Source organism: Umezawaea sp., from assembly GCF_036375055.1.
Lineage (GTDB): Bacteria > Actinomycetota > Actinomycetes > Mycobacteriales > Pseudonocardiaceae > Umezawaea.
In genome coordinates this window covers 34816-61777 of the sequence record NZ_DASUSQ010000133.1, presented here as the reverse complement: position 1 = coordinate 61777, position 26962 = coordinate 34816, and the positions used below count along the sequence as shown (strand labels likewise).

The window sequence follows — 26962 nt, the reverse complement described above, 5'->3', positions numbered from 1 at the left end:
GGATCGATGTCATCCCACTCGCTGGTCGAACTGGAAACCGGGCGGTTCCTCCGCGGGTCGGGCGGTTCCGCGCGTGTGGATGACCGCGCAGATCAGCACGACCGCCGTCACGCCCGCCGCGCACAGGAGTTGGATGCGGGCGACCGGGTCGGTCGCCATGAGCACCACGATCGCGGTGATGCCCGCCAGCGCGAGGTAGCTGAGGTACGGGAAGGCCCACATGCGGAACGTCAGGCGGTTCGGGGCGTGGTGTTCCAGGTGCCTGCGCAGGCGTAGTTGGGAGATCGTGATGAGGGCCCAGACGATGAGGACCGTGGAGCCCGCCGCGCTGATCAGGACGAGGAAGACGGTGTCCGGGTAGAGGGCGTTGAGGAGGACCGAGACGAAGCCGAACGCGGTGGAGAACAGGACTGCTCGGCGGGGAACGCCGTTGGTGCGCAAGGACTTCGGGGCGTCGTCGCGGTCGGCCAGGTTGGACAGCATGCGGGAGGCGCCGTACAGGGTGGCGTTGAGGGCGGACAGCAGGGCCAGGAAGATGACCGCGCTCATGAGCTGTGCCGCGCCGGGGATGCCCAGGTGCTCCAGGACCGCGACGTAGGGGCTCCTGGTGACCGCGTCGTCGTCGTGGGGGAGCAGGGTCACGACCACGGCCAGGGAACCCAGGTAGAAGACCACGACCCGCAGGACCGAGTCCTTGATGGCCTTGGCGACGGAGGCGGCGGGGTCGTCGGTCTCGGCGGCGGCGATGGTGACGACCTCGATGCCGCCGAAGGCGAAGACGACCACGAGCAGGCCCGCCACGGCGCCTGCCCAGCCGTGGGGGAGGAAGCCCTGAGCGGTCAGGTTGGTGAGGCCGACGGGGGAGGTGCCGGGGAGCAGGCCGACGATCGCCAGGACGCCCACCGCGAGGAAGGCGATGATGGCGGCCACCTTGATCCAGGCGAACCAGTACTCGAACTCGCCGAACTCGCGGGTGCCGACGAGGTTGACCGCGGTGAACGCGGTCATGAAGAGCAGGACCCACGCCCACTGCGGGACGGCGGGCAGCCACCCGGCGGCGATCGTGGCGGCCCCGGTCGCCTCGACGGCCAGGACGACCACCAGGGCGGACCAGTAGAGCCAGCCGACGGTGAAGCCCGCCCACCTCCCGAGCGCCTTCTCGGCGTGGAACGAGAAGGCGCCCGTGGACGGGTAGGCGGCGGCCATCTCGCCGAGCATCCGCAGCACCAGCAGGGCGAGGCCCGCGGCCGCCGCGAACGAGAGGAGGACGCCGGGTCCCGCCGCGGCGATGCCCGCGCCGGTGCCGACGAACAGGCCGGAGCCGATCGCGCCGCCCAGGGCGATCATGGTGAGGTGGCGCTGCCGGAAACCGCTCATCGGGGGAGTCTCGCAGGGGCCGTCGGGCACCGGGGTCGCCGCACCCGTTCCGGGGACGGGGTGCGCCACCGGTTCGCGGTGGGAACCGGTGGGAGGACGGGCCGTGTCCGGTTCGTGATCGGTGCCGCACCAGTGCGGAATTCATCACCGCCGTGATGGCGGATCACGTCCACGCGCGGCGCATTTCCCCCTCAACGCCAATCCGTGAAGGTTATTCGCATCTTCTATGGCGCCGTTCCCCCATTCCGGCCTGTCGGTTTGCTGAAGAGCGGTGGTTCGGTCGCGGTCGTTGCGAAAGACTCCCAGTCGTCGCGGACACGAACCGCGCGAACGGACAGGAGTTGGGCATGTCTCGCAGAATCGGCGTGATGGCCGCCGCGGTACTCGGTCTGTCACTGGTGAGCGCGGTACCGGCAACGGCGGACCACGGTCGCGCGTTCCCGACGGAGTTCGCGCTACCCAGCGGTTTCCTGCCCGAGGGCATCGCGATCGGAACCGAGCCGACCGCGTACTTCGGGTCGCGCGGTGACGGGTCGATCTACCGGGTCGACCTGCGCACCGGAACCGGTTCCGTGTTCAGCCAGGGGCCCGGAACGCCCTCGGTCGGGCTGAAGGTCGACGCGCGGAAGAGGCTGTTCGTCGCGGGTGGCACCGCGGGCAACGGCCGGGTGGTCGACGCGCGGTCCGGCGCGATCCTGAGGAGCTACCGGTTCTCCCCGGACGCCGACACGTTCGTCAACGACGTCGTGGTCGCCGACCGGGCGGTGTGGTTCACGGACTCGCGCAAATCGGTGCTTTACAAACTGGCCCTCGGCCGGGGCGGGTCGTTGCCGGAGGCGGCGGTCACGGTGCCGTTGACCGGCGACTTCGTGCTGACGCCCGGCGTCAACAACGCGAACGGCATCGCGGAGACGCCGGACGGGCGCGCACTGCTGGTCGTGCAGAGCAACACGGGCAAGCTGTTCCGCGTCGACCCCGCCTCCGGCGCGACGGAGGAGGTCGACCTCGGGGGCGAGGTGCTGACCAACGGTGACGGCCTGCTGGTCGAGGGGCGAACGCTCTACGTGGTGCAGAACAGGCTGAACACGGTCGCGGAGTTCTCGCTCGACCGCGCGGGAACCCGCGGTTCCCTGGTGACAAAAGTGACTGATCCTCGGTTTGATGTGCCGACGACGGTCGCCTCCTTCGGTCGGAAGCTCTACTTGCCGAACGCGCGGTTCACGACCCCGCCGACGCCGGAGACGACGTATAACGCCGTGGCCATCCCCAAGCCGTGACGCGCGCTAACAGGAGGTAAACGGGGAGGTGACGGGGTCGGCGTTCCCATTTCCGGGATTCCACGTCGGCCCCGTGTTCCCATGCGTCACACGAATGGGTACCCTCTCGCTCGCGCCGTGCGAGTGACCGCTGCCTCTTGGTAATGATGATCTTCAGTGTTACCGTTTCGTGGCCAAACGAATGAAGTGGCCGCTGGCGGACTCTCGTGCAGCGCCTGCCCTGGCAAAACCAGATTTCACGAAGCTGCGGAGCGCTGTGAAGCAGAAGAGCAGTTCGGAGACGAACTACAAGACCATCCGGTCACGACTCACCGGTGTCGTGGTCGTCCCCAGTGTCGTGTTGTTGGTGATGTGGGCGCTGTTCTCGTCCTACACCGTCTTCGACGGTTTCTACCAGCGTTCGGTCGCCGCCGGTGTGAAGGACGCCTCGATCCCCGCCGTCTCCACGTTCGCCGCGATCCAGCAGGAGCGCGAGCTGAGCATGACCAGCCTCGGCCAGCCGGGAGCCAGCGCGGCCGACCTGCGCGCGCAGCAGCTGCGGACCGACGAGAAGGTCAGCACCATGAAGGCCGCCTTCGCCGAACTGGCGTCCGCAGCGCCGCAGCAGGTGGTCGACGGCATCAACAACCTGAACGGCCTGCTGACGCAGCTCCCGAACCGGCGCGCCCAGGTCGAGGCCGCCAAGGTCCCGAAGCGGGAGATCTACGACTACTACAACAGCGTGCTCGACGCGGGCATCGCGCTGTTCAACGTCCAGGCGCGCATCGTGCCCGACCCGGAGTCCGTGCAGGGTGCCCTCGCGGGCATCCAGTACTTCCAGGCCGCCGACTGGATGTCCCGCTCGACCTCGCTCGCGTCCGGCGCGCTGGCCGCGGGTGACTTCACCCCGGACGACCGGGTGGAGTTCGCGAACCTGGTCGGCGCGTACCGCTCGGCGCTCGGCGCCATCGAGCCCTACGCCGAGCCGACCGTGCGCGACCACTACCGCAAGATCACCAGCACCGAGGACTGGAAGAGGACCGAGTCCTACCAGGCGGGTCTGATCCGCAACGAGGAGCAGATCTCGCGGGTCGTCTCCCTCGCGGACTGGCAGGCGGCCACGACCCCGGTCAACGCCGAGCTGACCGAGCTGGTCAGCGAGCAGGCCACGGCCGTCGCCGACTTCACGCTGGCCAACGGCGAGAACAAGTTCAACACGGTCCTCATCGGCAGCCTGATCGCGCTGCTCGCGGTGATCATCGGCATCGTCGTGGCCGTGCGGATCTCCAACCGCCTGGTCAACCGCGCCCTCATCTCGCGCCTGGTCAAGCTCAAGAACGACTCGCTCGACCTGGCGCACGAGCGGCTGCCGAGCATCGTCGACCGCCTGCGCAAGGGCGAGCACGTCGACGTGGAGACCGAGGTCCCGCCGCTCGACTACGGGCAGGACGAGATCGGGCAGGTGGCCGACGCGTTCAACGCGGCGCAGTTCACGGCCGTCGCCGCGGCGGTCAAGGAGAGCCAGGTCCGCGACGGTGTGAACCGCGTGTTCCTCGACATCGCGCACCGCAACCAGGGCCTCGTGCACCGCCAGCTCAAGATCCTCGACAAGCTGGAGCGCGAGGAGGAGAACCCGGACCAGCTCGACGCGCTGTTCCAGCTCGACCACCTCGCCACCCGCGCCCGCCGCAACGCCGAGAACCTGATCATCCTCGCCGGTGAGCAGCCCGGCCGTCAGTGGCGCAAGCCCGTGCGCATGATCGACATCCTGCGGGCGGGGGTCGCCGAGACCGAGCAGTACGTGCGCGTCAAGATGAACCCGGTGCCCGAGACGGCGCTGGTCGGCGGCGCGGTCGCCGACACGATCCACCTGGTCGCGGAGCTGGTCGACAACGCCACGGCGTTCTCGTCGCCCCGCTCCCAGGTCCAGGTGCACAGCAGCCAGGTGCCCCAGGGCATCGTGGTCGAGATCGAGGACCACGGCCTCGGCATGAGCCCGGAGGACCGGGCCCGCGCCAACGAGATGCTCGCCAACCCACCCGAGTTCGACGCCATGTCGCTGCGCGGGGAGTCGCGGCTCGGGCTGTTCGTGGTCGCCCGCCTCGCCGACCGCCGCAAGATCCGCGTCGAGCTGCGCGAGTCGCTCTACGGCGGCACCCTCGCGCTCGTGCTCATCCCGTCCGAGATCATCGCGGGCCCCTCGGCCAACGTCGAGCCCGCGAACGCCGCCGAGGTCGCGACGCGGCGCGGCGCGCCGGAGCACAACCTCGTCCACTCTGAGGCGGCCCGCCAGGGCGACCTCGGCGAGGACGCCAGGTTTCCGGGCGCACCAGGCGAGTTTTCCAGTGGAGTGGAAGACTTCTGGGCGAAAGCGGAGACGGACGTCGCCGGAGATTCCCACGCAGCGCCGCGATCGTCCGTGATCGCACAGGTGGAGTTGCCCCAGCGACCGAGGGAAGCCCAATGGCCGGTGGACGACCCGGAGGCGCCGGAGACCGTGCAGATGGAGATGAATTCGCCGCGGGACCGGCCAGAGCTCCCTCGCAGACGCCGCCAGCAGAACCTGGCGCCACAACTGGCGACCGACGAACACCTCACGGCCCCCGCACCCATCGCGGAGGCCGAGATAGAACGGTCGGCCGAACGCACACGTCAGGGCTTGGCGGCATTCCAAAAGGGCGCGCGCGAGGCTCGTCGCAGCGACAACGACCTCGAACCGTGATTCGTCGTGGATGACGTGAGCCTGGAAGGGGCAATCTCCACATGAACGACATGAACAGCCAGCACCACGAACTGAACTGGTTGTTGGAAGACCTGGTCGGCCGCGTGGTGGGAGCACGGCACGCCGTGGTCCTCTCCGCGGACGGGCTCCTCCTCGGCCGGTCTCCGGGACTGTCGAAGGACGACTCGGACCACCTGTCCGCGATGGCGTCCGCGTTCCAGAGCCTCGCCAGAGGGACCGGACGGCAGTTCGGCGGAGGAGCGGTGCGGCAGACCATCGTCGAGATGGAGCACGCCTACCTGTTCGTCACAGCGGCGGGCCACGGGGCGTGCCTCGCTGTGCTCGGGGAGGAGGACGCCGACATGGGCATGATCGCCTACGAGATGAACATGCTCGTGAAAAGAGTCGGTACTTACCTCTCCTCGGCGCCGAGGGTCGAAGTAGTACCGCCGCTGCCTTCGGCCCGTAGGTCGTCCTGATGACCGGCCGCGGCGATTGGTGGTACGACGAGGCCGCCGGTCCGGTGGTGCGTCCGTACGCGATGGTGCGTGGCCGCACCCGCCCGGTGACCGCCGAGCTGCACCTCGTGACCCAGGTGCGCGCGATGCCGTCGGCCTCCGACCCGGAGTCGCTGACGGTGGAGCACTTGGAGATCATGGAGCTGTGCAGGCGCCCGCTGTCGGTCGCCGAGGTCGCCGCCTACCTCGACGTCCCGCTCGTCGTGGTGAAGGTGTTGTTGAGCGACCTCATCCAGCGCGGTGACGTCGTCATCCGCGACCCCGCGCGGGTCGCGGAAATTCCGGACAGGAACCTACTTCAGGCGGTGCTGGATGGCGTCCGTGGAATCTGAGCGGCCGGGCGGAGAGCTGCTCGTTCCCACCCCAGTCAAGATCGTCATCGCCGGTGGCTTCGGCACCGGCAAGACGACGATGGTCAAGTCGGTCAGCGAGATCGCTCCGCTGCACACCGAGGAGCTGCTGACCGAGGCGAGCGTCGGCGTCGACGACCTGGCGGGCGTCGAGGGCAAGACCACGACCACGGTCGCCCTGGACTTCGGCCGCATCACGATCAGCCCCGAGATCGTGCTGTACCTCTTCGGCACGCCCGGACAGGGTCGCTTCTGGTTCATGTGGGACGAGCTGGCGCAGGGCGCGATCGGCGCCGTCGTGCTGGTCGACACCCGCAGGCTGGACAGCAGCTTCCCGTCGATCGACTTCTTCGAGCGCCGCGACATCCCGTTCATCGTCGCGGTGAACTGCTTCGACGACGCGCACAAGTACGCCGTCGACGAGGTGCGCGGAGCGCTCGACCTGGACAAGTCGATCCCGGTCATGCTGTGCGACGTGCGCGACCGCGAGTCGAGCAAGTCCGTGCTCGTCGGCATCATCGAGCACGCGATGTCGCGGCTCGACGCGATGGCCTGACGACCACGCGGGAAAGGCCCCCCACGGACTCGTGGGGGGCCTTTCGCCGTGTCGGGCTGGCGGGGTGCCGGTGGGCCGCTACGACCGTTGTGCGAGCGGCTCCAGCGTGCAGTTGAACGGCCGCAGCAGGGGCGGCGCGTAGACCATCCGGTAGCCGGGGACGCGCTCCGGGTCCTTCGCGATGCCCGCGATGACCTCGCCCACGTACTCCAGGTGGCTCTGGGTGTAGACGCGGCGTGGGATCGCGAGCCGCACCAGCTCGTAGGGCGCGGGTTTCAGCATCCTCCCGTCCTCGTCCAGCTCGCCCAGGTACAGCGAGCCGACCTCGGCGCACCGGATGCCGCCCGCCAGGAACAGCTCCAACGCCAGCGCGTGACCGGGGAAGCTCTCCGACGGCAGGTGCGGCAGCAGCCTGCCCGCGTTCAGGTAGACCGCGTGCACCCCGGTCGGCCGGACGCTGTCCACGCCACCGCGCCGCGCCAGGTCCGCGAGGTACGCCGTGGCGGAGGCGCGGGCGCGCAGGTAGGTCGGCTCGGTGACCTCCAGCAGCCCCTGGGCCAGCATGTCCAGGTCGCGGCCCGCGAGTCCGCCGTAGGTCTTGAAGCCCTCGGTCGCGATCAGCAGGAGCTCGCACCGCTTGGCCAGCTCCGGGTCCCGCATCGCGAGCAGCCCCCCGATGTGGACGATGCCGTCCTTCTTCAGGCTGGCCACGCAGCCGTCGGCCAGCGCGAACGCCCGCCGGGCCACCTCGCGCGGCGTCTGGTCGCCGTAGCCGGGCTCGCGCTCGGTCACCAGCCACGCGTTCTCGGCGAACCGGGCCGCGTCCAGGAAGAACGGCACGCCGTGCGCGCGGGCGAGCCCCGCGACGGCCTCCAGGTTCGCCATCGACACCGGCTGACCGCCGCCGCCGTTGTTGGTGATCGTCATGAGCACCAGGCCGACGTCCTCGGGGCCCTCCAGCACCGCCCGCAGCGCCGCCAGGTCGACGTCGCCCTTGAACGGGTGGTCGCTGTCGAGGTCCTTCGACTCCTGGCACGGCAGGTCCAGGGCCACGGCGTGGGCCAGCTCGACGTTCGCGCGGGTGGTGTCGAAGTGCGTGTTGCTGACGCACACCTGGCCCGGCTTGAGCAGCGAGGAGAACAGGATCCGCTCGGCGCCGCGGCCCTGGTGCACGGGGTAGATGTGCTCGTACCCGGTCAGCTCGGTCACGACGTCGCGGAAGCGGAAGAACGACCTGGAGCCCGCGTAGGTCTCGTCGCCCCTGATGCCCGCGGCCTGCTGCTCGGCGGACAGCGCGCCGGTGCCGGAGTCGCTGAGGAGGTCGATGGTGACGTCCTCGGCCGTCAGGTTGAACTGGTTGTACCCGGCGCGGGCGAGGGCGAGCTCGCGGTAGGGGCGTGTGGTGATCGGGATCGGTTCGACGACCTTGATCCGGTACGGCTCCATGAGGGGCATGACGGTGTTCTTTCTCCTAGCTGACCAGCGTTGCGACTCTCGGCGAAGCCGTGCTGTGGGCTTCCGACGACAGGTAGACCGTGACACCGGGACGCGGTGCGCCGATGCGCAGCGACACGTGCGCGATGAGCCCGACGCCGTCGGCGAGCGGACGCCTCGCGACGGCCCCCAGCGCGCTGCGGAACGCGGTGGGGTCGATCAGGTGCTGGTCGAGGGTGGCGAGGACGCGCAGCCGCGCCTCGCTGTCGTCGTTGACGTAGGACCGCACCGGCAGGTAGAGCGAGTAGCCGCTCGGCCGGTCGACGTCGCCGGGCAGGAACGTGTAGCTGGAGATCAGGGGCCGTCCGGTGAACGGATCGGACCGCCCGCCCGCGACCAGGCAGAAGTCGCGCACGGTCTCGGCGTCCACGCCGTGGGCCGCGCTCGCGGCGACCACCGCGTCGTCCGGGGTGGCGTCCTGGTGGGACAGGTAGACCTTGGCGCGGGCGCCCGAGGACTCGGTGAGGTCGAGCGCGAAGAACGAGTACCGGTCCAGGTCGCCGCGCCTGCGCGCGTGGTCGACGATCGTGGCGTGCCCGGCGCCGTAGCCGAGGCGGGCCAGTCCCTCGCCGACCAGCAGCGGGGCCTCGGCCCGGCCGCGCACCTCGGGGTTCAGGTAGACCTTGATGACCGGCTTCGCGTCGGCGCGGAACACCAGGGAGAACCACAGGGAGAACTCGCCCTGCGGCTCGGACGGCAGGAACAGGTCCCGCACGGCGTCGAAGCGGTCCAGCGGGAGCCCGTGGCGCCCGGCGAGCGAGTCCAGCACGTCCAGCGCCGCGTCCATGTTGGCCGCGGGGCTCGGTTCGGCGGCCGTCGGCTCGACGAGCACCCTGACCATCGCGGGCTCGCCGACCGCGAAGGCCGTGGAGAACTCGAACGGTGTGTGGTCGTCGGCCACGCCCGAGCGCCACGAGGGGGAATTGGACAATGGCCGAAAGCCGCCTGGGCCAAGTGTCTCGCTCAGGAGTTCGACTGAATTATTCGCGATACCACCCAGGTGGACGGAATGAAGTAGGTCGCGAAGTTGACTACCGCCAAAATCTCGAATCGAGACGCCTGTGGGGTTCACGATGCGACACTCCTTGTCCGTGGCGTGGGAAAAGGTACGCTCCGCTGGAGGCTTTTGTCCACCCGAATGCCGTTGTGCTAGCTGGACTCTGAGTGAACCTCCACACAATTGACTCAGGGTCAAGCGTCAATTAGGGGCCTTTGTCGGGGTGGCTCGGGTAAGCGATGGTAGGCTATTCGGACCCTTGACTCCCACCCTGTTCATTCGCTTGCACTAGTCCACCTGAGACTCTGGTCACGGGTTGTAGTTTCGCCTGATTCCCGTGGGTGGAAAACTTAACCCAGGTTGCGGAAGCCGTGTTTCGAATTGGTTTTGCCGTTCGGGGGGTCGTCGGATGTCCCGTTCACCAGGGGTGAGTTGTGAGGATCCGTCGTTATCGAGTCCGCCACTTTCACGACCCGGACCCACCAGCGCAACTCGATCAAGAGGGTCGGCGCCGAGGTCACCGGCGGGTCCACGGGTTCCCCGTCACCGGGACGCGCGCCCGCCCGCCAGGCGGGCAGACCCGCCGCGAACACCTCGGCCGCCCGTCTCGCCGCCCCCTCCTCGGTCCCGTCGGAGTCCGGGACGTCGATCCCGACCTGGCACAGCGGGACCAGCGCGTCGCGCAGCTCCACCACGTCCGGTAGGCGTGCCGCTCGGCGTGCGGGCCGGGCAGGAACCCGCCTGCCGCGGGGAGGTCGGTGTGGGCGACGGACGGCACCACCCCCGTGACCCCGGTCCACAGTGGATGGACGAGCGCGCGGTACCGGTGGTAACGGAAGCGCCGGAGGTGGCTCCCGCCGCCCGCCGCGCGATGGCGAGGCCCAGCAGGAGCAGGCACGTGCCGAACGGCATCAGCACCTGGTCGACGGCCGCCTCCGGCCACGGCGGCACCACCCCGAACAGCAGGGCGGTGTTGTCGGCGACCACGTGCAGGGCGAAGACGAGGATCGGCACCTCGCCCCACGCGTGCACCAGCATCCCGGTCGCCACGCGTCCGCGTCCCGCCGCCCTCGCCAGGCGGGCCGTGCGCCGGGACAGCCCGATCACCGCGGCCACGGCCCGGGCGAGGTAGGCGCCGAAGGTGGCGTGGGCCAGTGCCGCGAACGGGTCGCCGGGCCCGCCCGCCTCGTAGCGGCCCGCGGGGCTGAAGAGCCAGTCCGACGCGTGCGGGCGGGCGGCGAAGCACCCGACGACCACCGCGAGCGCGACCCACAGCAGCGCCAGGCGCGGCCGGGGGAAGCGGTCGACCCCGTCCTGCGAGCCCTCGACCACGCGCGCGAACCCCGACGGGACCAGGTAGGCGGCTCCGAGCGCGGCGACGTGCTGGAGCGTCCACGCCAGGTGCGGCGAGCCGAACGTGAACGTGCGCGCGGGAGCCGCCTGGACGAACAGCGCGGTCGTCAGCAGCGCGACCCCGGCGGCGAGGTGGCGCGTCGCCGCGGAGCCGCCGCGCAGCAGCGCGTAGGCGGTGCTCACGACCGCCGCCGCGCCCGACGCCGTGGAGCCGACCAGCACCCACGACGTCAGTTCCACGTGACCGCCTCGGTGCCCAGCATCACGGCGAGCCGGTCGGCGGCGGCCCGGTCCTCCGGGGTGAGCGTGCTGACCACGGCACCCGGCCTGGCCTCGGCCTCCAGACCCGCGGTGGTGGCGGAGCACTCCGCCTCGACCTCGTCCGGGTCGTCGTAGCCCAGGCGCGGGCGCGGTGCCCCCGGCCCCGCTCCGGGAGCGATCGGCACGCAGGCGTGCCCGAGGACCAGGTGGCCGATCTCGTGCAGGACGCCGTGCCGCTGGTGCACCGGGCTGGAGCGGTCGGCCCGGACGATGAAGTCCGCGTTGTCGCCGGAGGTCCACAGGTGGTCGAACCGCCAGCCGAACCGGGAGCCGGGCACGAGGTGGACGGGCCTGCCGCGCAGCGCGGCCAGGTCGTCGCACAGCGCGCGGGCGTCCCACGGGGACGGGATGGTGACGCCGTTCCGGCGCAGCGCGGCCAGGGCCGCGTCGACCACGTGCTGGACGTCGTCGAACCGGTCCCGGCCGGTCACGTCTCGTCGTGCGCCGCGTCGGTCGCCGCGAAGTGCTCGACCATCGCCTCCAGGGTCTCCAGCGACCGGGGGCTCAGGTGCTGGGCGCGGGCGGCGATGTGCATGGCCCGGCTGGAGTGGGTCCTGCGGTGGGTCGTGGCGACCGGTATGAGGTCGCCGGGGTGCACCGCGAAGACCTCCGCGATGGCGACGATCACGTCCATGGTCGGGTTGTCGCTCTTGTTGTTCCGCAGGTTCGAGATGTACGGCTCGCTCTTGCCGATCAGGCGGCCGATCTCGGCGTTGGAGTAGAACGGCGACCGGCGGCGGCGGTTCTCGTCCGGCCGCGACCGCGGGATGTGCGACATGAGGTGGTCGAACCGCTCGGCGAACGTGGAGAAGCCTCCGATGGCGTCGCGCGGGTCGTCCTGCGTCACTCCGGCGCCTCCTGTCGCGCTTGAGATGATCACTGTCCCACGCGACGTGACGACGCCCGCATCGGGCGGCAAGTATCAATCCCAGTTAAGGGAGCGGGCAACCTCCGTGGGGAACGCCGTGCTCCATCGGGGTGATTCGGTAACTGGGGATTGGGTTCAACACGTCACTCCGGTAGACATGGTGGTGCGGTTCCGCCCGGCCTCCCCGTTGTGGTGGAACCGCGCCAGGGGGGACTGGGGGGTGGGTGTGCGCGGTGCCGCGGGCGCGCGAACCCGCGGCGCCGCGCACGCTCCAGGGCGCCGGAGGGCCGCCCCACGGGAGTGGAACGGCCCTCGCTCGACGCTCGTCACGCGTAGTTGTGGAAGCCCCGACCGCTCTTCTTGCCCAGCAGACCCGCGTCCACCATCCGCAGCAGCAGCGGCGGCGGGGAGTACAGCGGCTCCTTGAACTCGTCGTACATCGACTCGGCGATGGCCTTCGTGGTGTCCAGGCCGATCAGGTCGGCCAGGCGCAGCGGGCCCATCGGGTGCGCGCAGCCCAGCACCATGCCGTTGTCGATGTCCTCGGCCGACGCGAAGCCGGATTCGAGCATCCGGATCGACGACAGCAGGTAGGGGATCAGCAGGGCGTTCACCACGAAGCCCGCGCGGTCCTGCGACCGGATGACCTCCTTGCCCAGCACGGTCGTCACGAACTCGCGCGCCCGGTCCTGCGTCTCCTGCCCGGTCAGCAGCGACGGCACCAGCTCGACCAGCTTGAGCACCGGCACGGGGTTGAAGAAGTGCACCCCGATGACCTGCTCGGGGCGGCTCGTGGCCATGCCCAGCTTCATGATCGGGATCGACGAGGTGTTCGACGCGAAGATCGCGTTCCGGTCCTCCACGACCTTGTCCAGGGCCGTGAACACCTCCGTCTTGACCTGCTCCTGCTCCGCCACGGCCTCGACGACCAGGTTCCGGTCGGCGAAGTCGGCGACGTCGGTCGTGAACCGCATCCGGTCCAGCGCGGCGTCGCGGTCCTGTTCGGACAGCTTGCCGCTGCGCACGCCCCGGCCGAGCGAGGTCGCGATCCGCTTCTTCGCCGCCTCGGTCGCGCCCAGGTCCACCTCGGCGATCAGGACGTCGAGACCGGCTCGCGCGCACACCTCGGCGATCCCGGAGCCCATGAGCCCCGAGCCGACCACTCCCACACGTTGAATGTCACTCACACCGCGATCGTGCCAGGTCGTGGAACGGGACGGGCACGCCAGCCCCGTTCCACCGCTGGTCAGTCGTCGGCCAGCTCCGCCTCGGCCTGCTGGATGGCGGCGAACTCCTCCTCCGGCGCGGCGGCCACCAGGCGGTGGCGGCTGTAGAACCAGAAGTAGGCGATGGCGACGAGGAAGATGCCCGCCGTGATGCCGGAGGCGAGCAGGTCGACCACGAAGGTCGCGACCACGGCGGCGAGCGCCAGCACGAGCGCCACGCCGGTGGTGATCGCGCCGCCCGGCGTGCGGTAGGGGCGTTCCATGTTCGGCTCGCGGATCCGCAGCACGATGTGCGACACCATCATCAGCACGTACGACACGGCCGCGCCGAACACCGCGATGTTGATCAGCAGCGCGCCGTCCTTCGTGGCGACGGCGAGGACGAATCCGATGGTGCCGGGCACGATCAGCGCCAGGTACGGCGTCTTGCGCCTGCCCGTCCGCGACATCCAGCGCGGCAGGTAGCCCGCGCGGGACAGCGCGAACAGCTGCCGCGAGTAGGCGTAGATGATCGAGAAGAAGCTGGCGACCAGGCCTGCGAGACCGACGTAGTTCACCACCTGCGCGAGCAGGTTGTCCCCGCCGTACGCCGCCCGCACGGCCAGCGGCAGCGGGTTGTCCGCGCTCTTCACCGCGTCCGAGCCCGCGCCGCCGGGCGTGACGACGAGGATCAGCGCGGCGAACACCAGCAGCGCCGCCATGGCCGCGATGATGCCGCGCGGCATGTCCCTCCTCGGGTCGCGCGCCTCCTCGGCGGCGAGCGGGACCCCCTCCACGGCCAGGAAGAACCAGATCCCGTAGACGAGCGCGCCGAGCACGCCCACGAACCCGAACGGCAGGAACGAGCTGGCCCCGACGGCATCGGTCGGCACGATGTCGAACAGCTTGTCCGCGTCGAACTTGGGGATCATCCCGACGACGTAGGCGAGCAGCGCGACCACGGCGACACCGGTGATCACGAACATCACCCGGAGCGCCTCACCCACGCCGTACGCGTGGATGCCGATGAACACGACGTAGCAGAACAGGTACACCGGCCACGAGTTGGTGAGGCCGAACAGCCCCAGCGTCTCGACGTAGCCGCCGATGAAGATGGAGATCGCGGCGGGTGCGATGGCGTACTCGATGAGGATGGCGACGCCGGTGGCGAACCCGCCCAGCGGGCCGAGCGCGCGCCGGGCGAACCCGTAGCCCGCTCCCGCGACGGGCAGGGCGGCGGCGAGTTCGGCCAGGCCGAACACCATGCAGGTGTACATGGTCGCCATCAGGGCGGTGGCGATCAGCAGGCCGCCCCACCCGCCTTGCGCCAGGCCGAAGCTCCAGCCCGCGAAGTCGCCGGAGATGACGTACGAGACGCCGAGGCCGGCCAGGAGGACCCAGCCCGCCGCACCCCGCTTCAGCTGACGGTGTTCCAGGTAGTCCTCGCCCACCTTCTGGTAGGCCACGTGTTTGCGTCCCTCGGCGGCCACAGCACTCCCTATTGGAGTCGGGGTAGTCCTTTGACAGGGACTTGAGAGTGGTCCCGGTCACGTGGGAGTGTCAAGCGTCCAAATGCGTGTCTAGCTGCGTAACGCTTGCGTTGACACGACTGTTGCGTCCGTGTAGCAATAGTCCTCAATGGTTCCGCAACAGACCTTTAGCGAAGGGAACCTGGATGCACAGCGAGGGTTTGCTCAGCGTGGTCGAACTCCGCTCCCACGTGGAGGCGGGCACGATCGACACCGTGCTGGTCACCATCGTCGACATGCAGGGCAGGCTCCAGGGCAAGCGCTGCGCCGCGCGGTACTTCGTCAACGAGGTGCTGTCGCACGCCACCGAGGGCTGCAACTACCTGATGGCGGTGGACGTCGACATGAACACCGTCGGCGGCTACGCGATGTCCTCGTGGGACACCGGCTACGGCGACTTCGTCATGAAGCCCGACCTGAGCACGCTGCGCCGCCTGCCGTGGCTGCCCGGCACCGCGCTGGTGGTGTGCGACGTGCGGTGGGAGAACGGCGACCCGGTCCCCGCCTCGCCCCGGCAGGTCCTGCGCCGCCAGCTCGACCGGCTCGCCGAACGCGGACTGCGCGCGTTCGTGGGCACGGAGCTGGAGTTCATCGTCTTCAACGACACCTACGAGCAGGCCTGGGACAAGGCCTACCACGGCCTCCAGCCCGCCAACCAGTACAACGTCGACTACTCGATCCTGGGCACCGGCCGGATCGAACCCCTGCTGCGCGACATCCGCCGCGGTATGGAGGGCGCCGGGATGCAGGTCGAGTCGGCCAAGGGGGAGTGCAACCCCGGCCAGCACGAGATCGCGTTCCGCTACACCGAGGCCCTGGCCACGTGCGACAACCACAGCATCTACAAGAACGGTGCCAAGGAGATCGCCGCGAACCACGGCAAGAGCCTGACGTTCATGGCGAAGTACAACGAGCGCGAGGGCAACTCGTGCCACATCCACCTGAGCCTGCGCACCGACGACGACCGGCCCGCGTTCGCCGGTGACCGCGAGCACGGGTTCTCGACGCTGATGGAGCACTTCCTCGCCGGACAGCTCGCCCACCTGCGCGAGCTGACGTACTTCCTCGCGCCGAACGTCAACTCCTACAAGCGGTTCGTGCCCGGCAGCTTCGCGCCGACGGCCGTCGCCTGGGGCCGCGACAACCGGACGTGCGCGCTGCGCGTCGTCGGCCACGGCCAGTCGCTGCGGTTCGAGAACCGCGTGCCCGGTGGCGACGTGAACCCCTACCTGGCCGTCGCGGCCCTGATCGCCGCGGGCCTCAAGGGCGTGGACGCCGAGCTGGAGCTGGAGGAGCCGTTCTCCGGCAACGCCTACAGCTCCGGCCGCGAGACCGTGCCGACGACGCTGCGCGACGCGGCGGACGCGCTGGCGGGAAGCGAGCTGGCCCGCGAGGCGTTCGGCGACGACGTGGTCGACCACTACCTCAACGCCGCGAAGGTCGAGCTGACCGCGTTCGACGCGGCCGTCACCGACTGGGAGCGCGTGCGTGGCTTCGAACGGCTCTGAACCCCTCATCGGCCTCACCACCTACGCCGAACCCGTGCGGTTCGGCCTGTGGGACACGAGGGCCGCGGTGCTGCACGAGACCTACGTCGAGTGCGTGCGCGCGGCGGGCGGCAACCCCGTCCTGCTGCCGCCCGGCGGGGACTGGCGGTCCTCGACGATCGGCTGGCTCGACGGCCTGGTGATCACCGGCGGCGCGGACGTGAACCCCGCCGCCTACGGGCAGGAGCCGGGGCCGCTCACCGACGCCCCCAGGCAGAGCCGGGACGACTCGGAGTTCGCGCTCGCCCGCGCCGCCCTGGAGCTGGACCTGCCGCTGCTCGGCGTGTGCCGGGGGATGCAGGTGCTCAACGTCGTCCTCGGCGGCACGCTGCACCAGCACGTGGAGGGGCACGTCAAGAGCCCCGGCGTGTTCGCCGAGACCGTCGTCGACGTCGCGCGCGGCAGCGCGCTGGCCGCGATCGTCGGCGAGCGGACTGCGGTGCGGTGCCACCACCACCAGGCCCTCGACGCGCTCGGCACCGGCCTGCGGGCCGTGGCCACGGCGCCGGACGGGGTCGTCGAGGGGGTGGAGCTGGAGGGCTCCGGATTCGTGCTCGGCGTGCAGTCGCACCCGGAGCAGGACATCGAGGACGTGCGGCTGTTCGCCGCGCTCGTCCGGGCAGCGAAGGAGGGGGTCCGCAGGTGACCAGCACGTTCGACGTGATCAACCCCGCGACCGAGGAGGTCGTGCGCGGTGTCGACCTCACCTCGGTCGAGGAGACCGACGCGGCCATCGCGCGCGCGGAGAGGGCGCTGGTGTCGTGGCGGGCCGTCGCGCCCGCCGACCGGGCGCGGCTGCTGCGCCGGTTCGCCGACGCCGTGGACTCCGCCGTGGAGGAGCTGGCCGCGCTGGAGGTGCTGAACTCCGGGCACACCATCGGCAACGCGCGGTGGGAGGCGGGCAACGTCCGCGACGTGCTGCACTACTACTCCGCCGCGCCGGAACGCCTGTTCGGGCGGCAGATCCCGGTCGCGGGCGGCGTGGACATCACCTTCCACGAGCCCCTCGGCGTGGTCGGCGTGATCGTGCCGTGGAACTTCCCGATGCCGATCGCGGGCTGGGGCTTCGCGCCCGCGCTGGCGGCGGGCAACACGGTGGTGCTCAAGCCTGCCGAGCTGACGCCGCTGACCGCGATCCGGCTCGGTGAGCTGGCCCGCGAGGCGGGCATCCCGGAGGACGTGTTCCAGGTCCTGCCGGGCAGGGGTTCCGTGGTGGGCCACCGGTTCGTCACGCACCCGGCCGTGCGGAAGGTCGTGTTCACCGGGTCGACCGGCGTCGGCAAGCAGATCATGGCGGGCTGCGCGGACCAGGTGAAGCGGGTGACCCTGGAGCTGGGCGGCAAGTCGGCGAACATCGTGTTCGCGGACTCCGACCTGGAGAGGGCCGCCGCCACCGCGCCCTACGGCGTGTTCGACAACGCGGGCCAGGACTGCTGCGCGCGGTCGCGGATCCTGGTGCAGGACAGCGTCTACGACCGGTTCATGGAGCTGCTGGAGCCCGCCGTCAAGGGGGTCGTCGTCGGCGACCCCGGTGACGAGAAGACCGAGATGGGGCCGCTCATCTCCGCCGCGCACCGCGCGAGGGTGTCGTCCTACGTGCCGTCCGACGCGCCCGTGGCGTTCCGCGGCAGCGCTCCTTCCGGGCCCGGTTACTGGTTCCCGCCAACGGTCCTGGCGCCGGTGTCGCCCACCGACCCGGCCGCCGTCGAGGAGATCTTCGGGCCCGTCGTGTCCGTGCTGCGGTTCACCGACGAGGCCGACGCGATCCGGTTGGCCAACGACAGCGAGTTCGGCCTGTCCGGCTCGATCTGGACCCGTGACGTCGGGCGGGCCCTGCGGGTCTCGCGCGGCGTCGAGGCCGGGAACCTGTCGGTCAACTCGCACTCGTCCGTGCGCTACTCCACGCCCTTCGGCGGGTTCAAGCAGTCCGGGCTCGGCCGTGAGCTGGGGCCCGACGCGCTCGACCCGTTCACCGAGACCAAGAACGTGTTCATCTCGTCTGAGGAGCAGAACTGATGGTACGACGGCTCGAAGACCGCGTCGCGGTGATCACCGGTGGCGGTAGCGGCATCGGACTCGCGTCCGCCCGCAGGCTGGCGTCGGAGGGCGCGCGGATCGTGATCGTCGACATCGACCGCGAGGCGGGGGAGGCGGCGGCCAAGGAGGTGGACGGCAAGTTCCACCGGGTCGACGTGACCAACGAGGAGGACGTGCGCTCGCTCTACGCGGCCGTGCACGGGATGCACGGGCGGATCGACATCGCGTTCAACAACGCGGGCATCTCGCCGCCCGAGGACGACTCGATCCTGACCACCGGCATCGAGGCCTGGGAGCGGGTCAACCGCGTCAACCTCACGTCGGTGTACCTGTGCTGCAAGTACGTCATCCCGTACATGCTCGACGCGGGCAGGGGCTCGGTGATCAACACCGCGTCGTTCGTCGCCACGATGGGCGCGGCCACCTCGCAGATCGCCTACACCGCCTCCAAGGGCGGCGTGCTGGCGATGAGCCGCGAGCTGGGCGTGCAGTTCGCCCGCGACGGCGTCCGCGTCAACGCCCTGAGCCCCGGCCCGGTGAACACGCCCCTGCTCAAGGAGCTGTTCGCGAAGGACGCCGAGCGCGCGGCCCGGCGGCTCGTGCACGTGCCGCTCGGCCGGTTCGCCGAGCCCGAGGAGATCGCCGCCGCGGTGGCGTTCCTGGCCAGCGACGACTCGTCGTTCATGACCGCGTCGAACTTCCTGGTCGACGGCGGCATCTCCGGCGCCTACGTGACGCCCTTGTAATGGCCCAGCCCTGGCAGGAGGCACCGTCCACCGCGGACGCCGCGGTGTTCCGGCCGGTCCGCGCGGGCAACGCGTTCGAGGAGACCGTCGAACGCCTGCTGCAAGCGATCCGGCTGGGCGTCGCGGTGCCCGGTGAACGCCTGCCCGCCGAACGCGAACTGGCCACCAGGCTCGGCGTGAGCCGGGTGACCCTGCGCGAGGCCATCAGGTCGTTGCAGCAGGCCGGGTACGTCGAGTCGCGCCGGGGCCGCTACGGCGGCACGTTCGTCAACGAGGTCCTGCCGCTGCCCCAGCCCACGCCGGACCGGGGCAGCGGCGCGGACCTCGCGGACGCGCTGACGCTGCGGCAGGTCCTGGAGGCGGGGGCCGCCGAAGCCGCCGCGAGCCGGTCGCTCGGCCAGAACGACCGCCGCAACCTGCGCGGCAGGCTGGCCGAGTGCGTGGCGGCCGACGTGGCCGAGTACCGGCGCCGCGACTCGCGCCTGCACCTGGCCATCGCGGAGGCGACCGGGTCGGCGTCGCTCACCGCGGCCGTCGCGGACGTCCGGATGCGGACCAACGAGCTGCTGGACGCGATCCCGTTGCTGGAGCCCAACCTGGCGCACTCCAACGAGCAGCACGAGCGGATCGTCACCGCCATCCTGGACGGCGACGCGGACGCCGCGCGCCGCGAGATGGCCGAGCACCTGTCGGGCACGGCCGCGCTGCTCCGGGGGTTCCTCAGCTAGAGGCCGGGAACTGGACGGGCTCTACGCCTGGGGACCCGTGGGGTCGGGCGGGGCGGGCGTCGGCGCGGGGGCGCCCAGGACGATCGTGTCGTCGCCCATGACCTTGGCGATCGCCTTCTTGCCGTTCATCTTCCAGTAGGCGAGGAAGAAGGCGGCCATGCCGAGCGCGAGGCCGATGGCGTACCAGGCGAACTGCTCACCCGCCGGGTCGTACAGGTTGGTCACGACACCACCGCCGAGCACGCCCACGACGGCGACCAGGTCGGTGATGGCGGCCTTCTCCGTCGTGCGCACCAGGGTCCGGTAGGTGATGAACCCGACGACCAGACCGAAGAGCAGCGCGCCGACAGCGGTCACGAACACCATTTATCCCCCTCAGGACGGCGGTCGCAGGCGCAGCCCCGCGACCGCGTAAAGGGTATAGGCCAAACCCATCACGTTGCCCCGGTTGACCATGTGCCAGCGGACCTCTCGCAGCGCCTGGCCCGCGCCGGCACCGTCCACCAGGAGGCTGAGGAACCGGGTCATCGCCCAGCCCGCCATGCCCTGCTCGACGGTGACCTCGGTGCCGACCACACCGGCTGCGCCCGCGCGGTTGGCGAAGGCGTCCACGAAGTTCGAGAGCGTCGCGGTCGTCATCTCCGAGGTGTGGCAGCCGTTCATCACCACCAGCGGCTTGCGGGACGGCCAGTGCGGGCGGGGCCAGACGGCCTGGTCGCGCCTCCAGTTGGAGACCTCCACCGGGTCGACCATGCTGCCGCCGAAGCGGAGCACCGGGGACGGCAGGGCGTTCGCGGCGAGCCGGTAGTAGCCGCCGTGGCAGTACAGGTAGGCGATGTCCATCGTCTCCGGTGCGAGCGCCCTGGCGAGTTGGACCGGCGACGTCACCAGGTTGGACGCCACCGAACCGGGTGGCAGCACCGCTCGCAGCTCGGTCAGGTGGCCGTCGGTGAGGCGGGGGTCGAGGCCGGGGTCGACGGCCACCGCGACCGACGCCGGTGCTCGGCCGGAGTGCACGTGCCAGGTGACCGAACCGGTGCTCGCGGGCTGTTCGACCACGCACGACAGGCCCCAGAAACCGAAGGGGCACAACGTGTTGCCGCTGTGGTGGGGTTCCGGGCAGTGCGGCGGCACCGGGGTGGCGGGCGCGCCGGGGCCGAAGCGGGCGACCGACGGGCACACGGCGTAGGCGCCGTTCGGGTCCTGCGGCATCGGCAGGTCGTAGACCAGGGACCACGGGACCGGGTGGGCGCGGTCGGGGTTGCTGATCGCCGGATCGGCGATGTTGAGGACCGCGGGCCGGGCGCGGGACGCGGCCTCGTGCCTGATGAGGTCGGGCAGGGTGTCGAACACGACGTTGTCGTGGAACAGGCGGTCGTAGAGCACCGCGCCGTGCCTGGCCAGGTTCGCCAGGTCGGTGGTGTAGTCGGCGAGGCTCTTGCCGTGGTCGGCGTCCATCCTGCTGACCGGACCCGCCGCCAGGTGGATGTCGTGCAGGAGCTGCCGCGCCGCGCGGATGGCGTTGTCGGCGGCGTTCGGGCTGATCCACGTCGGGTTGTCCGCGAACCGCACGCCGTTGACCAGCGCCCGTGCGCCGTCGTCGGTGACCAGGATGCTCGCCGCCCGTTCCGCGAGCGGGCCGAGGTCGGCGAAGGTGCTGGTCAGGCGGTGCAGCAGGCGGGCGTGCGGGCCGCTGTCGGTGGTCGTGCCGACGGGCAGCACGAGCTGCTGGGAGTGGACGGCGACCACGCCGTAGTAGACGACCAGCTCACCTGTCCACACGGTCGGCGTTCCCGGCGCGGTGATCGGGAACCGCACCCAGGGCTGGCGGGCGCAGTACGGGCCGTGCCCGGCGTCGCAGTGGCAGACGAAGCTGGACCCGTCGTCCGGCAGGGTGAAGCGGACGACCTGCGGGGTGAGCGTCCCGTCCATGCTCAGCACGGCGCGCAGCGCCAGGGCCCCGTCCGGCAGGTTCTCGGCGGGCCAGCGGGCGTCCGCCTCGGTGAGGAGGCTCGCGGTGCGGTGCGGGCCGATGTTCACCAGCACCTCGTAGTCGGCGCCCGGTCGGAGCGGCCCGGAGCCGGGGACGGGGTCGTCCCGCCCCGGTTCGACGACCAGCGAGTTGACCGCCCGCGCCTCCGGACGGGCCGGGCGCAGGCGTGGCCGGTCGGTGCGCTGCTCGTACGCGGGAGGCTGCGGGAATCCCTGGTGAGGACCGTCGTACGGGGAACCGCCCTGGTAGGTGCCGCCAGAGGTGCCCTGCGGGACGTTCACCGACCAGGGGGTCGTGACGGGGCCGTCGGGCCATGTCCCTGGGACGGGGCCGTCGCGCCATGGCCCTGGGACGGGACCGGGCGAGGAGTCGAACCGCGCGAGGACGTCGTCGACGCGGGCGCTCCCCGCGCCCCGCACGGGCGAGCCGGTCACGGTGGTGTCGCCGATGGTCCCGACGAGGACGGCCGTCCGGTCGAGGCCGGGCAGTTCCGTCCAGCCCTCGACGAAGAGCACCACCGGCTTGCCCAGCCCGAGGAGCTGCTTGCGGAAGTTCGTGGAGGCCGCCTTGCCCCAGCGGCTGTTCTCGTGCACGGCCAGCACGTCGCCGGGCACGTCGGTGACGAGGGCGAGCGCCGCCTTGCGGGCCGACTGCCTGAAGTCGCGCAGGTCGATCGCGACGGCGGTGAACATCCTGGCCGGGCGGGACACCACGGTCGTGGTCGCCCGCCCCGGTTCCAGGCCCAGGCTGATCCTCTCCCACGACGCCGGGTCGGCGACCACGACGAGAGCGTGCGTCCCGGTGAACGCGGCGACGGCGTCGAGCGGATCGCCCTCGTGCCGCGAGACGGAGAAATCCATCCCCCGAAACTAGTGGGCGCGGTGGATCACGACGTCGTGTTCGAGGAACCCGACCGGGTACCGGTCGCACGGTGCCGCGGACGTGCGGCCGCCGGGTGTCAGCGCTCGAAGCGGCCGTGGTCGTCCCAGCGCGGGCCGTGGCCGCCGCGCGGGCCGGGCGCGCCCCGGTCGTCCGTGCGCGAGATGCCGGGACGGCCGTGGCCGCCGCCGTGGCCGTCGCGGTCCAGCAGGGCCACGAGACCGCCGCCGATGATCAGGCCGAGCACGCCGACGGCGACCAGTTGGGTGGCGCGGTGGGCGACGACCTGCCGGAACCGGCGGCGCGGGGCGGGCGCGGGGAGCGGGGCCGGGGCTCCTGGAGGTGCCTCGGCAGCGGTCGAGACCTGGTCGGCGGGCTGCTGGGCGGTCGGGCCCGGTGCGCCGGGAGGTGGGGGAGCTGCGGCGGGGTGCCGTGCTTCGGGGGTGGGCGGTTCGGCGGTGGGCCGGGATGCGCCGGAGGTGGGCGGCTCAGCGGTGGGCCGGGGTGTCGGCGCGGGCTGGGGAGGTGGCTGCTGCGCCGCGGCGGCCGCCGGTTCGGGCGCGGGCCGTGGCGGCGGGTCGGTCGAGGGCAGCGGCGTCGTCGGCTGCTCGGCCCGTGGTGGCCGAGGTGTCGGTTCGGGGGTCGAACCAGGGAGGTCCTTCGGGTCGGGCACGGCGCGCTCCTGGTCTCGCGGGCCGGCCCGGCACCGGTCCCACCGCCAGCGTGCGCCCCTGACCTGTGCGGACGCTGAGGAGAACCTGTCGCTCGCCTGAAAGGCGGAAATGAGGCGACAAGACGGCCCGGACCGGGTTGCATCGACGTCATGGTCAACGTTCACGCCGTCATCGACAAACCGACCCTCGTGGGCGAGCGGGTCCGCCTGGTCCCGCTGGACGTCACCCACGCCCGCGACCTGTACGAGGGCGGGAAGGACCCCGAGGTGACCCGGCTGACGGGCACCCACCGCGTGCACACCTACGAGGACGTCGAGCGGTACGCCGCGACCCGCCGGGAGCAGACCGACCGCGTCGACCTGGCGGTCCTGCGCGCCGAGGACGGGAAGCTGCTCGGCGACGTCGTGCTGAACGACCTCGACGTCGACAACGAGTCCATGGGCTTCCGCATCGCGCTCGTCGCCGAGCAGGGCGAGGGCTACGGGACCGAGGCGATCCGACTCGTCCTGCGCTACGCGTTCGACGTGATCGGCCTGCACCGCGTCGAGCTGGAGGTGTACGACTTCAACCCGCGCGCCATCGCGTCCTACCTCAAGTGCGGCTTCGTGGAGGAGGGGCGCAAGCGCGACGCGCTGCGCTGGGACGGCCGGTGGCACGACGCTCTGCTCATGGGCGCGCTGCGCACCGATAACATCTGACGGGTTCGCACCTGCACCCACCCACCTAGGAGTCACCGTGTCCGAGTCGCGTCCCGCAGCCGTCGTCACCCCACCGCGCGTGGTGGTGCCGTCGGGGACCACCGCGGGGGCGGCGGTGCGCGAGGCCGACCTGCCGGGGAAGGGGCCGGACGCGATCGTGGTCGTCCGCGACCCCGAGGGGCACCTCCGCGACCTGTCGTGGGTGCCGCGGGTGGACGTCGAGGTCGAAGCCGTCGCGGCCAACACCGAGGACGGCCGCGCGGTCATCCGGCACTCGACGGCGCACGTGCTGGCCCAGGCAGTGCAGCAGCAGTTCTCCGAGGCCAAGCTGGGCATCGGCCCGCCGGTCAAGGACGGCTTCTACTACGACTTCCAGGTGGAACGGCCGTTCACGCTCGACGACCTGGCCGCGCTGGAGAAGCGGATGAAGCAGATCGTCAAGGGCTCGCAGCGGTTCTCCCGCCGCGTGGTCGAGTCGGTCGACGCCGCGAAGGCCGAGCTGGCCGCCGAGCCGTTCAAGCTCGAACTGGTGGACATCAAGTCCGACGTGGACACCGCCGAGGTCATGGAGGTCGGCGGCGGCGAGCTGACGATCTACGACAACCTGGACCCGCGCTCCGGCGACCGGATCTGGGGCGACCTGTGCCGCGGTCCGCACGTGCCGACGACCAAGCACATCCCGGCGTTCAAGCTGAGCCGCGTCGCCGCCGCGTACTGGCGGGGCAACGACAAGAACCCGCAGCTCCAGCGCATCTACGGCACGGCGTGGGAGTCGCAGGAGGCGCTCGACAAGCACCTGGAGCTGCTGGCCGAGGCCGAGCGCCGCGACCACCGCAAGCTCGGTGTCGAGCTGGACCTGTTCAGCTTCCCCGACGAGATCGGGTCCGGCCTGGCCGTGTTCCACCCCAAGGGCGGGATCATCCGGCAGGAGATGGAGAACTACTCCCGGAAGCGGCACACCGAGGAGGGCTACGAGTTCGTCTACTCGCCGCACATCACCAAGGGCACGCTGTTCGAGACCTCCGGTCACCTCGACTGGTACAAGGACGGCATGTACCCGGCGATGCACCTCGACGCCGAGCACAACGAGGACGGCACGGTCCGCAAGCCGGGCCAGGACTACTACCTCAAGCCGATGAACTGCCCGTTCCACGACCTGATCTTCAAGTCGCGCGGGCGGTCCTACCGCGAGCTGCCGCTGCGGATGTTCGAGTTCGGCTCGGTGTACCGGTACGAGAAGTCCGGGGTGATCCACGGCCTGACCCGCGTTCGCGGCATGACGCAGGACGACGCGCACATCTTCTGCACGCCCGACCAGGTGCAGGACGAGCTGAAGTCGCTGCTGTCGTTCGTGCTGGGGCTGCTGAAGGACTACGGCCTCGACGACTTCTACCTGGAGCTGTCGACCCGCAACGACGAGAAGTACGTCGGCTCCGACGAGGTGTGGGAGACCGCGACCGAGGCGCTGCGCGTCGCGGCCGAGGACTCCGGCCTCGAACTCGTGCCCGACCCCGGCGGCGCCGCGTTCTACGGCCCGAAGATCTCCGTGCAGGCCAAGGACGCCCTGGGCCGCACGTGGCAGATGTCGACGATCCAGGTCGACTTCAACCTGCCCGAGCGGTTCGAGCTGGAGTACTCCGCCAGCGACGGCACGCGCCAGCGCCCGGTCATGATCCACCGCGCCCTCTTCGGGTCGGTGGAGCGCTTCTTCGGCGTGCTGACCGAGCACTACGCGGGCGCGTTCCCGGCGTGGCTGGCGCCCGTGCAGGTCGTCGGCATCCCGATCGCCGACGAGCACGTCGACCACCTGCTGGCGGTGCGCGACGCCCTGCGCGCCCGTGGCGTGCGCGTCGACGTGGACGTGTCGGACGACCGGATGCAGAAGAAGATCCGCACGCACACCATGCAGAAGGTGCCGTTCATGCTGGTCGCGGGCGGGAACGACGTGGAGTCCGGTGCCGTGTCGTTCCGGTTCCGCGACGGCACGCAGATCAACGGGGTGCCGGTGGACAGCGCCGTGCGGACGATCGTGGACTGGATCGGGCGGCGGGAGAACTCGTCGCCGACCGCCGAGTCCGTCTCGGCGGCGCAGTGAGTTCCGAGGGATCCGCGGGCTCCGGCTTGGAGGAGCAGGCCGGTGTCGGGGTCCACGACGCGTTGCAGCGGTTGTGGACCCCGCACCGGATGTCCTACATCAAGGGGGAGGGGAAACCGGTCGGGTCGTCGCCAGCCGGGTGCCCGTTCTGCCAGGTGGTGGAGCTGGACGATGCCGACGGGTTGATCGTGGCGCGCGGGGTCGCGGTGTTCTCGATCCTGAACCTGTACCCGTACAACCCGGGGCACCTGATGGTGCTGCCCTATCGGCACGTGCCGGACTACACGGACCTGACGGCGGCTGAGACGGTGGAGTTCGCCGAGTTCACGCAGAAGGCGATGAGGGTGGTTCGGCACGCCGCCGCGCCCCACGGGTTCAACATCGGGATGAACCAGGGGGTGGTGGCCGGGGCCGGGATCGCTGCTCACCTGCATCAGCACGTGGTGCCGCGGTGGGGTGGGGATGCGAACTTCATGCCGGTGATCGGGCAGACGAAGGTGCTGCCGCAGTTGCTGGGTGAGACTCGGCAGATGCTGGCGGATTCTTGGGGGATGGTGGAGTAGGGGGCTTTGGTGGCTGGTCGGGTGGCTGCCGGTTCCGTCGGATCGGGGTGGCTGCTGGTCCTCGTCGGATCGGGGTGGCTGCTGGTCCTCGTCGGATTGGGGTAGCTGCTGGTCCTATCCGGATCGGGTGGCTGTCGGTCTCGTCGGATCGGGTGGCTGCTGGTCCCAGCGGGGTGGCCGATTTGACTCGAGGGCCCCTGGATTTGCCCCTTGATCGGGCTTGCGGGCAGGGGCGGTGGCCTGCCCGATCCACCAGGGTAAGGGGCAAATCCCCCGAGTGAAATCGGCCACGGTCTAGGGCACCGACCTCCGGTTTGTCGGTCAATCGGCACACATCCTGATCAGCCAGGTCAGGCAGGTCCCGATCTGTTCAAGTCCCAGTCCGAGCCCCAGCCCCAGCCCGAGTCCGGTTTCGCTCCCGTCTCCGTCTCCGTCTCCGTCTCCAGTCTGCTCTGT

The 26962-nt window shown here is 70.7% G+C and carries 24 protein-coding genes; 13 read left to right on the top strand and 11 right to left on the bottom strand.

The features are described from left to right. Positions 1-9 precede the first annotated feature (9 nt). Complete coding sequence (locus tag VFZ92_RS33415; RefSeq protein WP_330880360.1) at positions 10-1377, bottom strand: amino acid permease; 1368 nt, start codon at positions 1375-1377, stop codon at positions 10-12. A gap of 347 nt (positions 1378-1724) precedes the next feature. On the opposite strand from VFZ92_RS33415, the gene VFZ92_RS33410 reads away from it, so the two are divergent. The 5 genes from VFZ92_RS33410 to VFZ92_RS33390 all read left to right on the top strand — a co-directional run bounded on the left by VFZ92_RS33410 (position 1725) and on the right by VFZ92_RS33390 (position 6779). Further along, positions 1725-2654 carry a superoxide dismutase gene (locus tag VFZ92_RS33410; protein WP_330880358.1) on the top strand — a complete coding sequence of 310 codons (930 nt, stop codon included), beginning with the start codon at positions 1725-1727 and terminating at the stop codon, positions 2652-2654. Positions 2655-2910: 256 nt separating this feature from the next. Next, the gene (locus VFZ92_RS33405; protein ID WP_330880356.1) at positions 2911-5355 is read left to right on the top strand and encodes a nitrate- and nitrite sensing domain-containing protein; all 2445 of its coding nucleotides are present in this window, start codon (positions 2911-2913) and stop codon (positions 5353-5355) included. A 41-nt stretch (positions 5356-5396) separates the two neighbouring features. After that, the gene (locus tag VFZ92_RS33400) at positions 5397-5834 is read left to right on the top strand and encodes a roadblock/LC7 domain-containing protein (RefSeq protein WP_259628709.1); all 438 of its coding nucleotides are present in this window, start codon (positions 5397-5399) and stop codon (positions 5832-5834) included. Continuing rightward, positions 5834-6205, top strand: a complete 372-nt coding sequence (locus tag VFZ92_RS33395; protein WP_330880353.1) for a DUF742 domain-containing protein — start codon at positions 5834-5836, stop codon at positions 6203-6205. The genes VFZ92_RS33400 and VFZ92_RS33395 overlap by 1 nt, the downstream gene beginning before the upstream one ends. Continuing rightward, entirely contained in the window at positions 6186-6779 is a 594-nt protein-coding gene (locus tag VFZ92_RS33390; protein ID WP_330880351.1) for an ATP/GTP-binding protein, read from the top strand. The genes VFZ92_RS33395 and VFZ92_RS33390 overlap by 20 nt, the downstream gene beginning before the upstream one ends. A gap of 78 nt (positions 6780-6857) precedes the next feature. Here VFZ92_RS33390 and VFZ92_RS33385 read toward each other — a convergent pair whose 3' ends face one another. The 7 genes from VFZ92_RS33385 to eat all read right to left on the bottom strand — a co-directional run bounded on the left by VFZ92_RS33385 (position 6858) and on the right by eat (position 14483). Then, complete coding sequence (locus tag VFZ92_RS33385; RefSeq protein WP_330880349.1) at positions 6858-8234, bottom strand: tryptophanase; 1377 nt, start codon at positions 8232-8234, stop codon at positions 6858-6860. A gap of 16 nt (positions 8235-8250) precedes the next feature. Further along, complete coding sequence (locus VFZ92_RS33380) at positions 8251-9345, bottom strand: tryptophan dimethylallyltransferase family protein (protein WP_330880347.1); 1095 nt, start codon at positions 9343-9345, stop codon at positions 8251-8253. A gap of 468 nt (positions 9346-9813) precedes the next feature. Beyond that, positions 9814-10863, bottom strand: coding sequence for a hypothetical protein (locus VFZ92_RS33375; RefSeq protein WP_330880345.1), 1050 nt, complete (start codon positions 10861-10863; stop codon positions 9814-9816). Further along, the gene (locus VFZ92_RS33370) at positions 10854-11375 is read right to left on the bottom strand and encodes a hypothetical protein (protein ID WP_330880343.1); all 522 of its coding nucleotides are present in this window, start codon (positions 11373-11375) and stop codon (positions 10854-10856) included. The genes VFZ92_RS33375 and VFZ92_RS33370 overlap by 10 nt, the downstream gene beginning before the upstream one ends. Continuing rightward, positions 11372-11791 carry a helix-turn-helix transcriptional regulator gene (locus VFZ92_RS33365; protein ID WP_330880341.1) on the bottom strand — a complete coding sequence of 140 codons (420 nt, stop codon included), beginning with the start codon at positions 11789-11791 and terminating at the stop codon, positions 11372-11374. Before VFZ92_RS33365 ends, VFZ92_RS33370 begins: the two co-directional genes overlap by 4 nt. A 347-nt stretch (positions 11792-12138) precedes the next feature. After that, the gene (locus tag VFZ92_RS33360) at positions 12139-12999 is read right to left on the bottom strand and encodes a 3-hydroxybutyryl-CoA dehydrogenase (protein ID WP_330880339.1); all 861 of its coding nucleotides are present in this window, start codon (positions 12997-12999) and stop codon (positions 12139-12141) included. A 59-nt stretch (positions 13000-13058) separates the two neighbouring features. Next, complete coding sequence (eat, locus tag VFZ92_RS33355) at positions 13059-14483, bottom strand: ethanolamine permease (protein WP_330880338.1); 1425 nt, start codon at positions 14481-14483, stop codon at positions 13059-13061. A gap of 209 nt (positions 14484-14692) precedes the next feature. On the opposite strand from eat, the gene VFZ92_RS33350 reads away from it, so the two are divergent. Genes VFZ92_RS33350 through VFZ92_RS33330 form a run of 5 tightly spaced genes read left to right on the top strand, consistent with a single transcriptional unit; the run spans position 14693 to position 19604 of the window. Next, positions 14693-16054 carry a glutamine synthetase family protein gene (locus tag VFZ92_RS33350; protein ID WP_330880336.1) on the top strand — a complete coding sequence of 454 codons (1362 nt, stop codon included), beginning with the start codon at positions 14693-14695 and terminating at the stop codon, positions 16052-16054. Further along, positions 16035-16739: a gamma-glutamyl-gamma-aminobutyrate hydrolase family protein gene (locus tag VFZ92_RS33345; protein ID WP_330880334.1), complete on the top strand. Its 705-nt coding sequence runs from the start codon at positions 16035-16037 to the stop codon at positions 16737-16739. Before VFZ92_RS33350 ends, VFZ92_RS33345 begins: the two co-directional genes overlap by 20 nt. After that, positions 16736-18109, top strand: coding sequence for an aldehyde dehydrogenase family protein (locus VFZ92_RS33340; RefSeq protein WP_330880333.1), 1374 nt, complete (start codon positions 16736-16738; stop codon positions 18107-18109). Before VFZ92_RS33345 ends, VFZ92_RS33340 begins: the two co-directional genes overlap by 4 nt. Beyond that, positions 18109-18876, top strand: a complete 768-nt coding sequence (locus tag VFZ92_RS33335) for a 3-oxoacyl-ACP reductase (RefSeq protein ID WP_330880331.1) — start codon at positions 18109-18111, stop codon at positions 18874-18876. The genes VFZ92_RS33340 and VFZ92_RS33335 overlap by 1 nt, the downstream gene beginning before the upstream one ends. Further along, positions 18876-19604, top strand: coding sequence for a FadR/GntR family transcriptional regulator (locus VFZ92_RS33330; RefSeq protein WP_330880329.1), 729 nt, complete (start codon positions 18876-18878; stop codon positions 19602-19604). The genes VFZ92_RS33335 and VFZ92_RS33330 overlap by 1 nt, the downstream gene beginning before the upstream one ends. 21 nt (positions 19605-19625) lie before the next feature. On the opposite strand, the gene VFZ92_RS33325 is transcribed toward VFZ92_RS33330, so the two are convergent. The 3 genes from VFZ92_RS33325 to VFZ92_RS33315 form a co-directional block, all read right to left on the bottom strand. Next, the gene (locus VFZ92_RS33325) at positions 19626-19970 is read right to left on the bottom strand and encodes a hypothetical protein (protein WP_330880327.1); all 345 of its coding nucleotides are present in this window, start codon (positions 19968-19970) and stop codon (positions 19626-19628) included. A gap of 9 nt (positions 19971-19979) precedes the next feature. Next, positions 19980-22457 carry a hypothetical protein gene (locus tag VFZ92_RS33320; RefSeq protein WP_330880325.1) on the bottom strand — a complete coding sequence of 826 codons (2478 nt, stop codon included), beginning with the start codon at positions 22455-22457 and terminating at the stop codon, positions 19980-19982. A gap of 98 nt (positions 22458-22555) precedes the next feature. Beyond that, positions 22556-23149, bottom strand: coding sequence for a hypothetical protein (locus tag VFZ92_RS33315; RefSeq protein ID WP_330880324.1), 594 nt, complete (start codon positions 23147-23149; stop codon positions 22556-22558). Between the two features lie 150 nt (positions 23150-23299). Here VFZ92_RS33315 and VFZ92_RS33310 point away from each other — a divergent pair, with 150 nt between their 5' ends. From VFZ92_RS33310 to VFZ92_RS33300, 3 genes are read left to right on the top strand one after another with little or no spacing between them, the layout of a single operon-like run. Continuing rightward, a complete protein-coding gene (locus tag VFZ92_RS33310) occupies positions 23300-23848 on the top strand; it encodes a GNAT family protein (RefSeq protein ID WP_330880322.1) in 549 nt (182 codons plus the stop codon). A 37-nt stretch (positions 23849-23885) separates the two neighbouring features. Further along, positions 23886-25943 carry a threonine--tRNA ligase gene (thrS, locus tag VFZ92_RS33305; protein WP_330880320.1) on the top strand — a complete coding sequence of 686 codons (2058 nt, stop codon included), beginning with the start codon at positions 23886-23888 and terminating at the stop codon, positions 25941-25943. A gap of 26 nt (positions 25944-25969) precedes the next feature. After that, positions 25970-26506 (top strand): HIT domain-containing protein, encoded by a 537-nt coding sequence (locus tag VFZ92_RS33300; RefSeq protein WP_330880318.1) that lies wholly within the window; start codon positions 25970-25972, stop codon positions 26504-26506. Positions 26507-26962 lie beyond the last annotated feature (456 nt).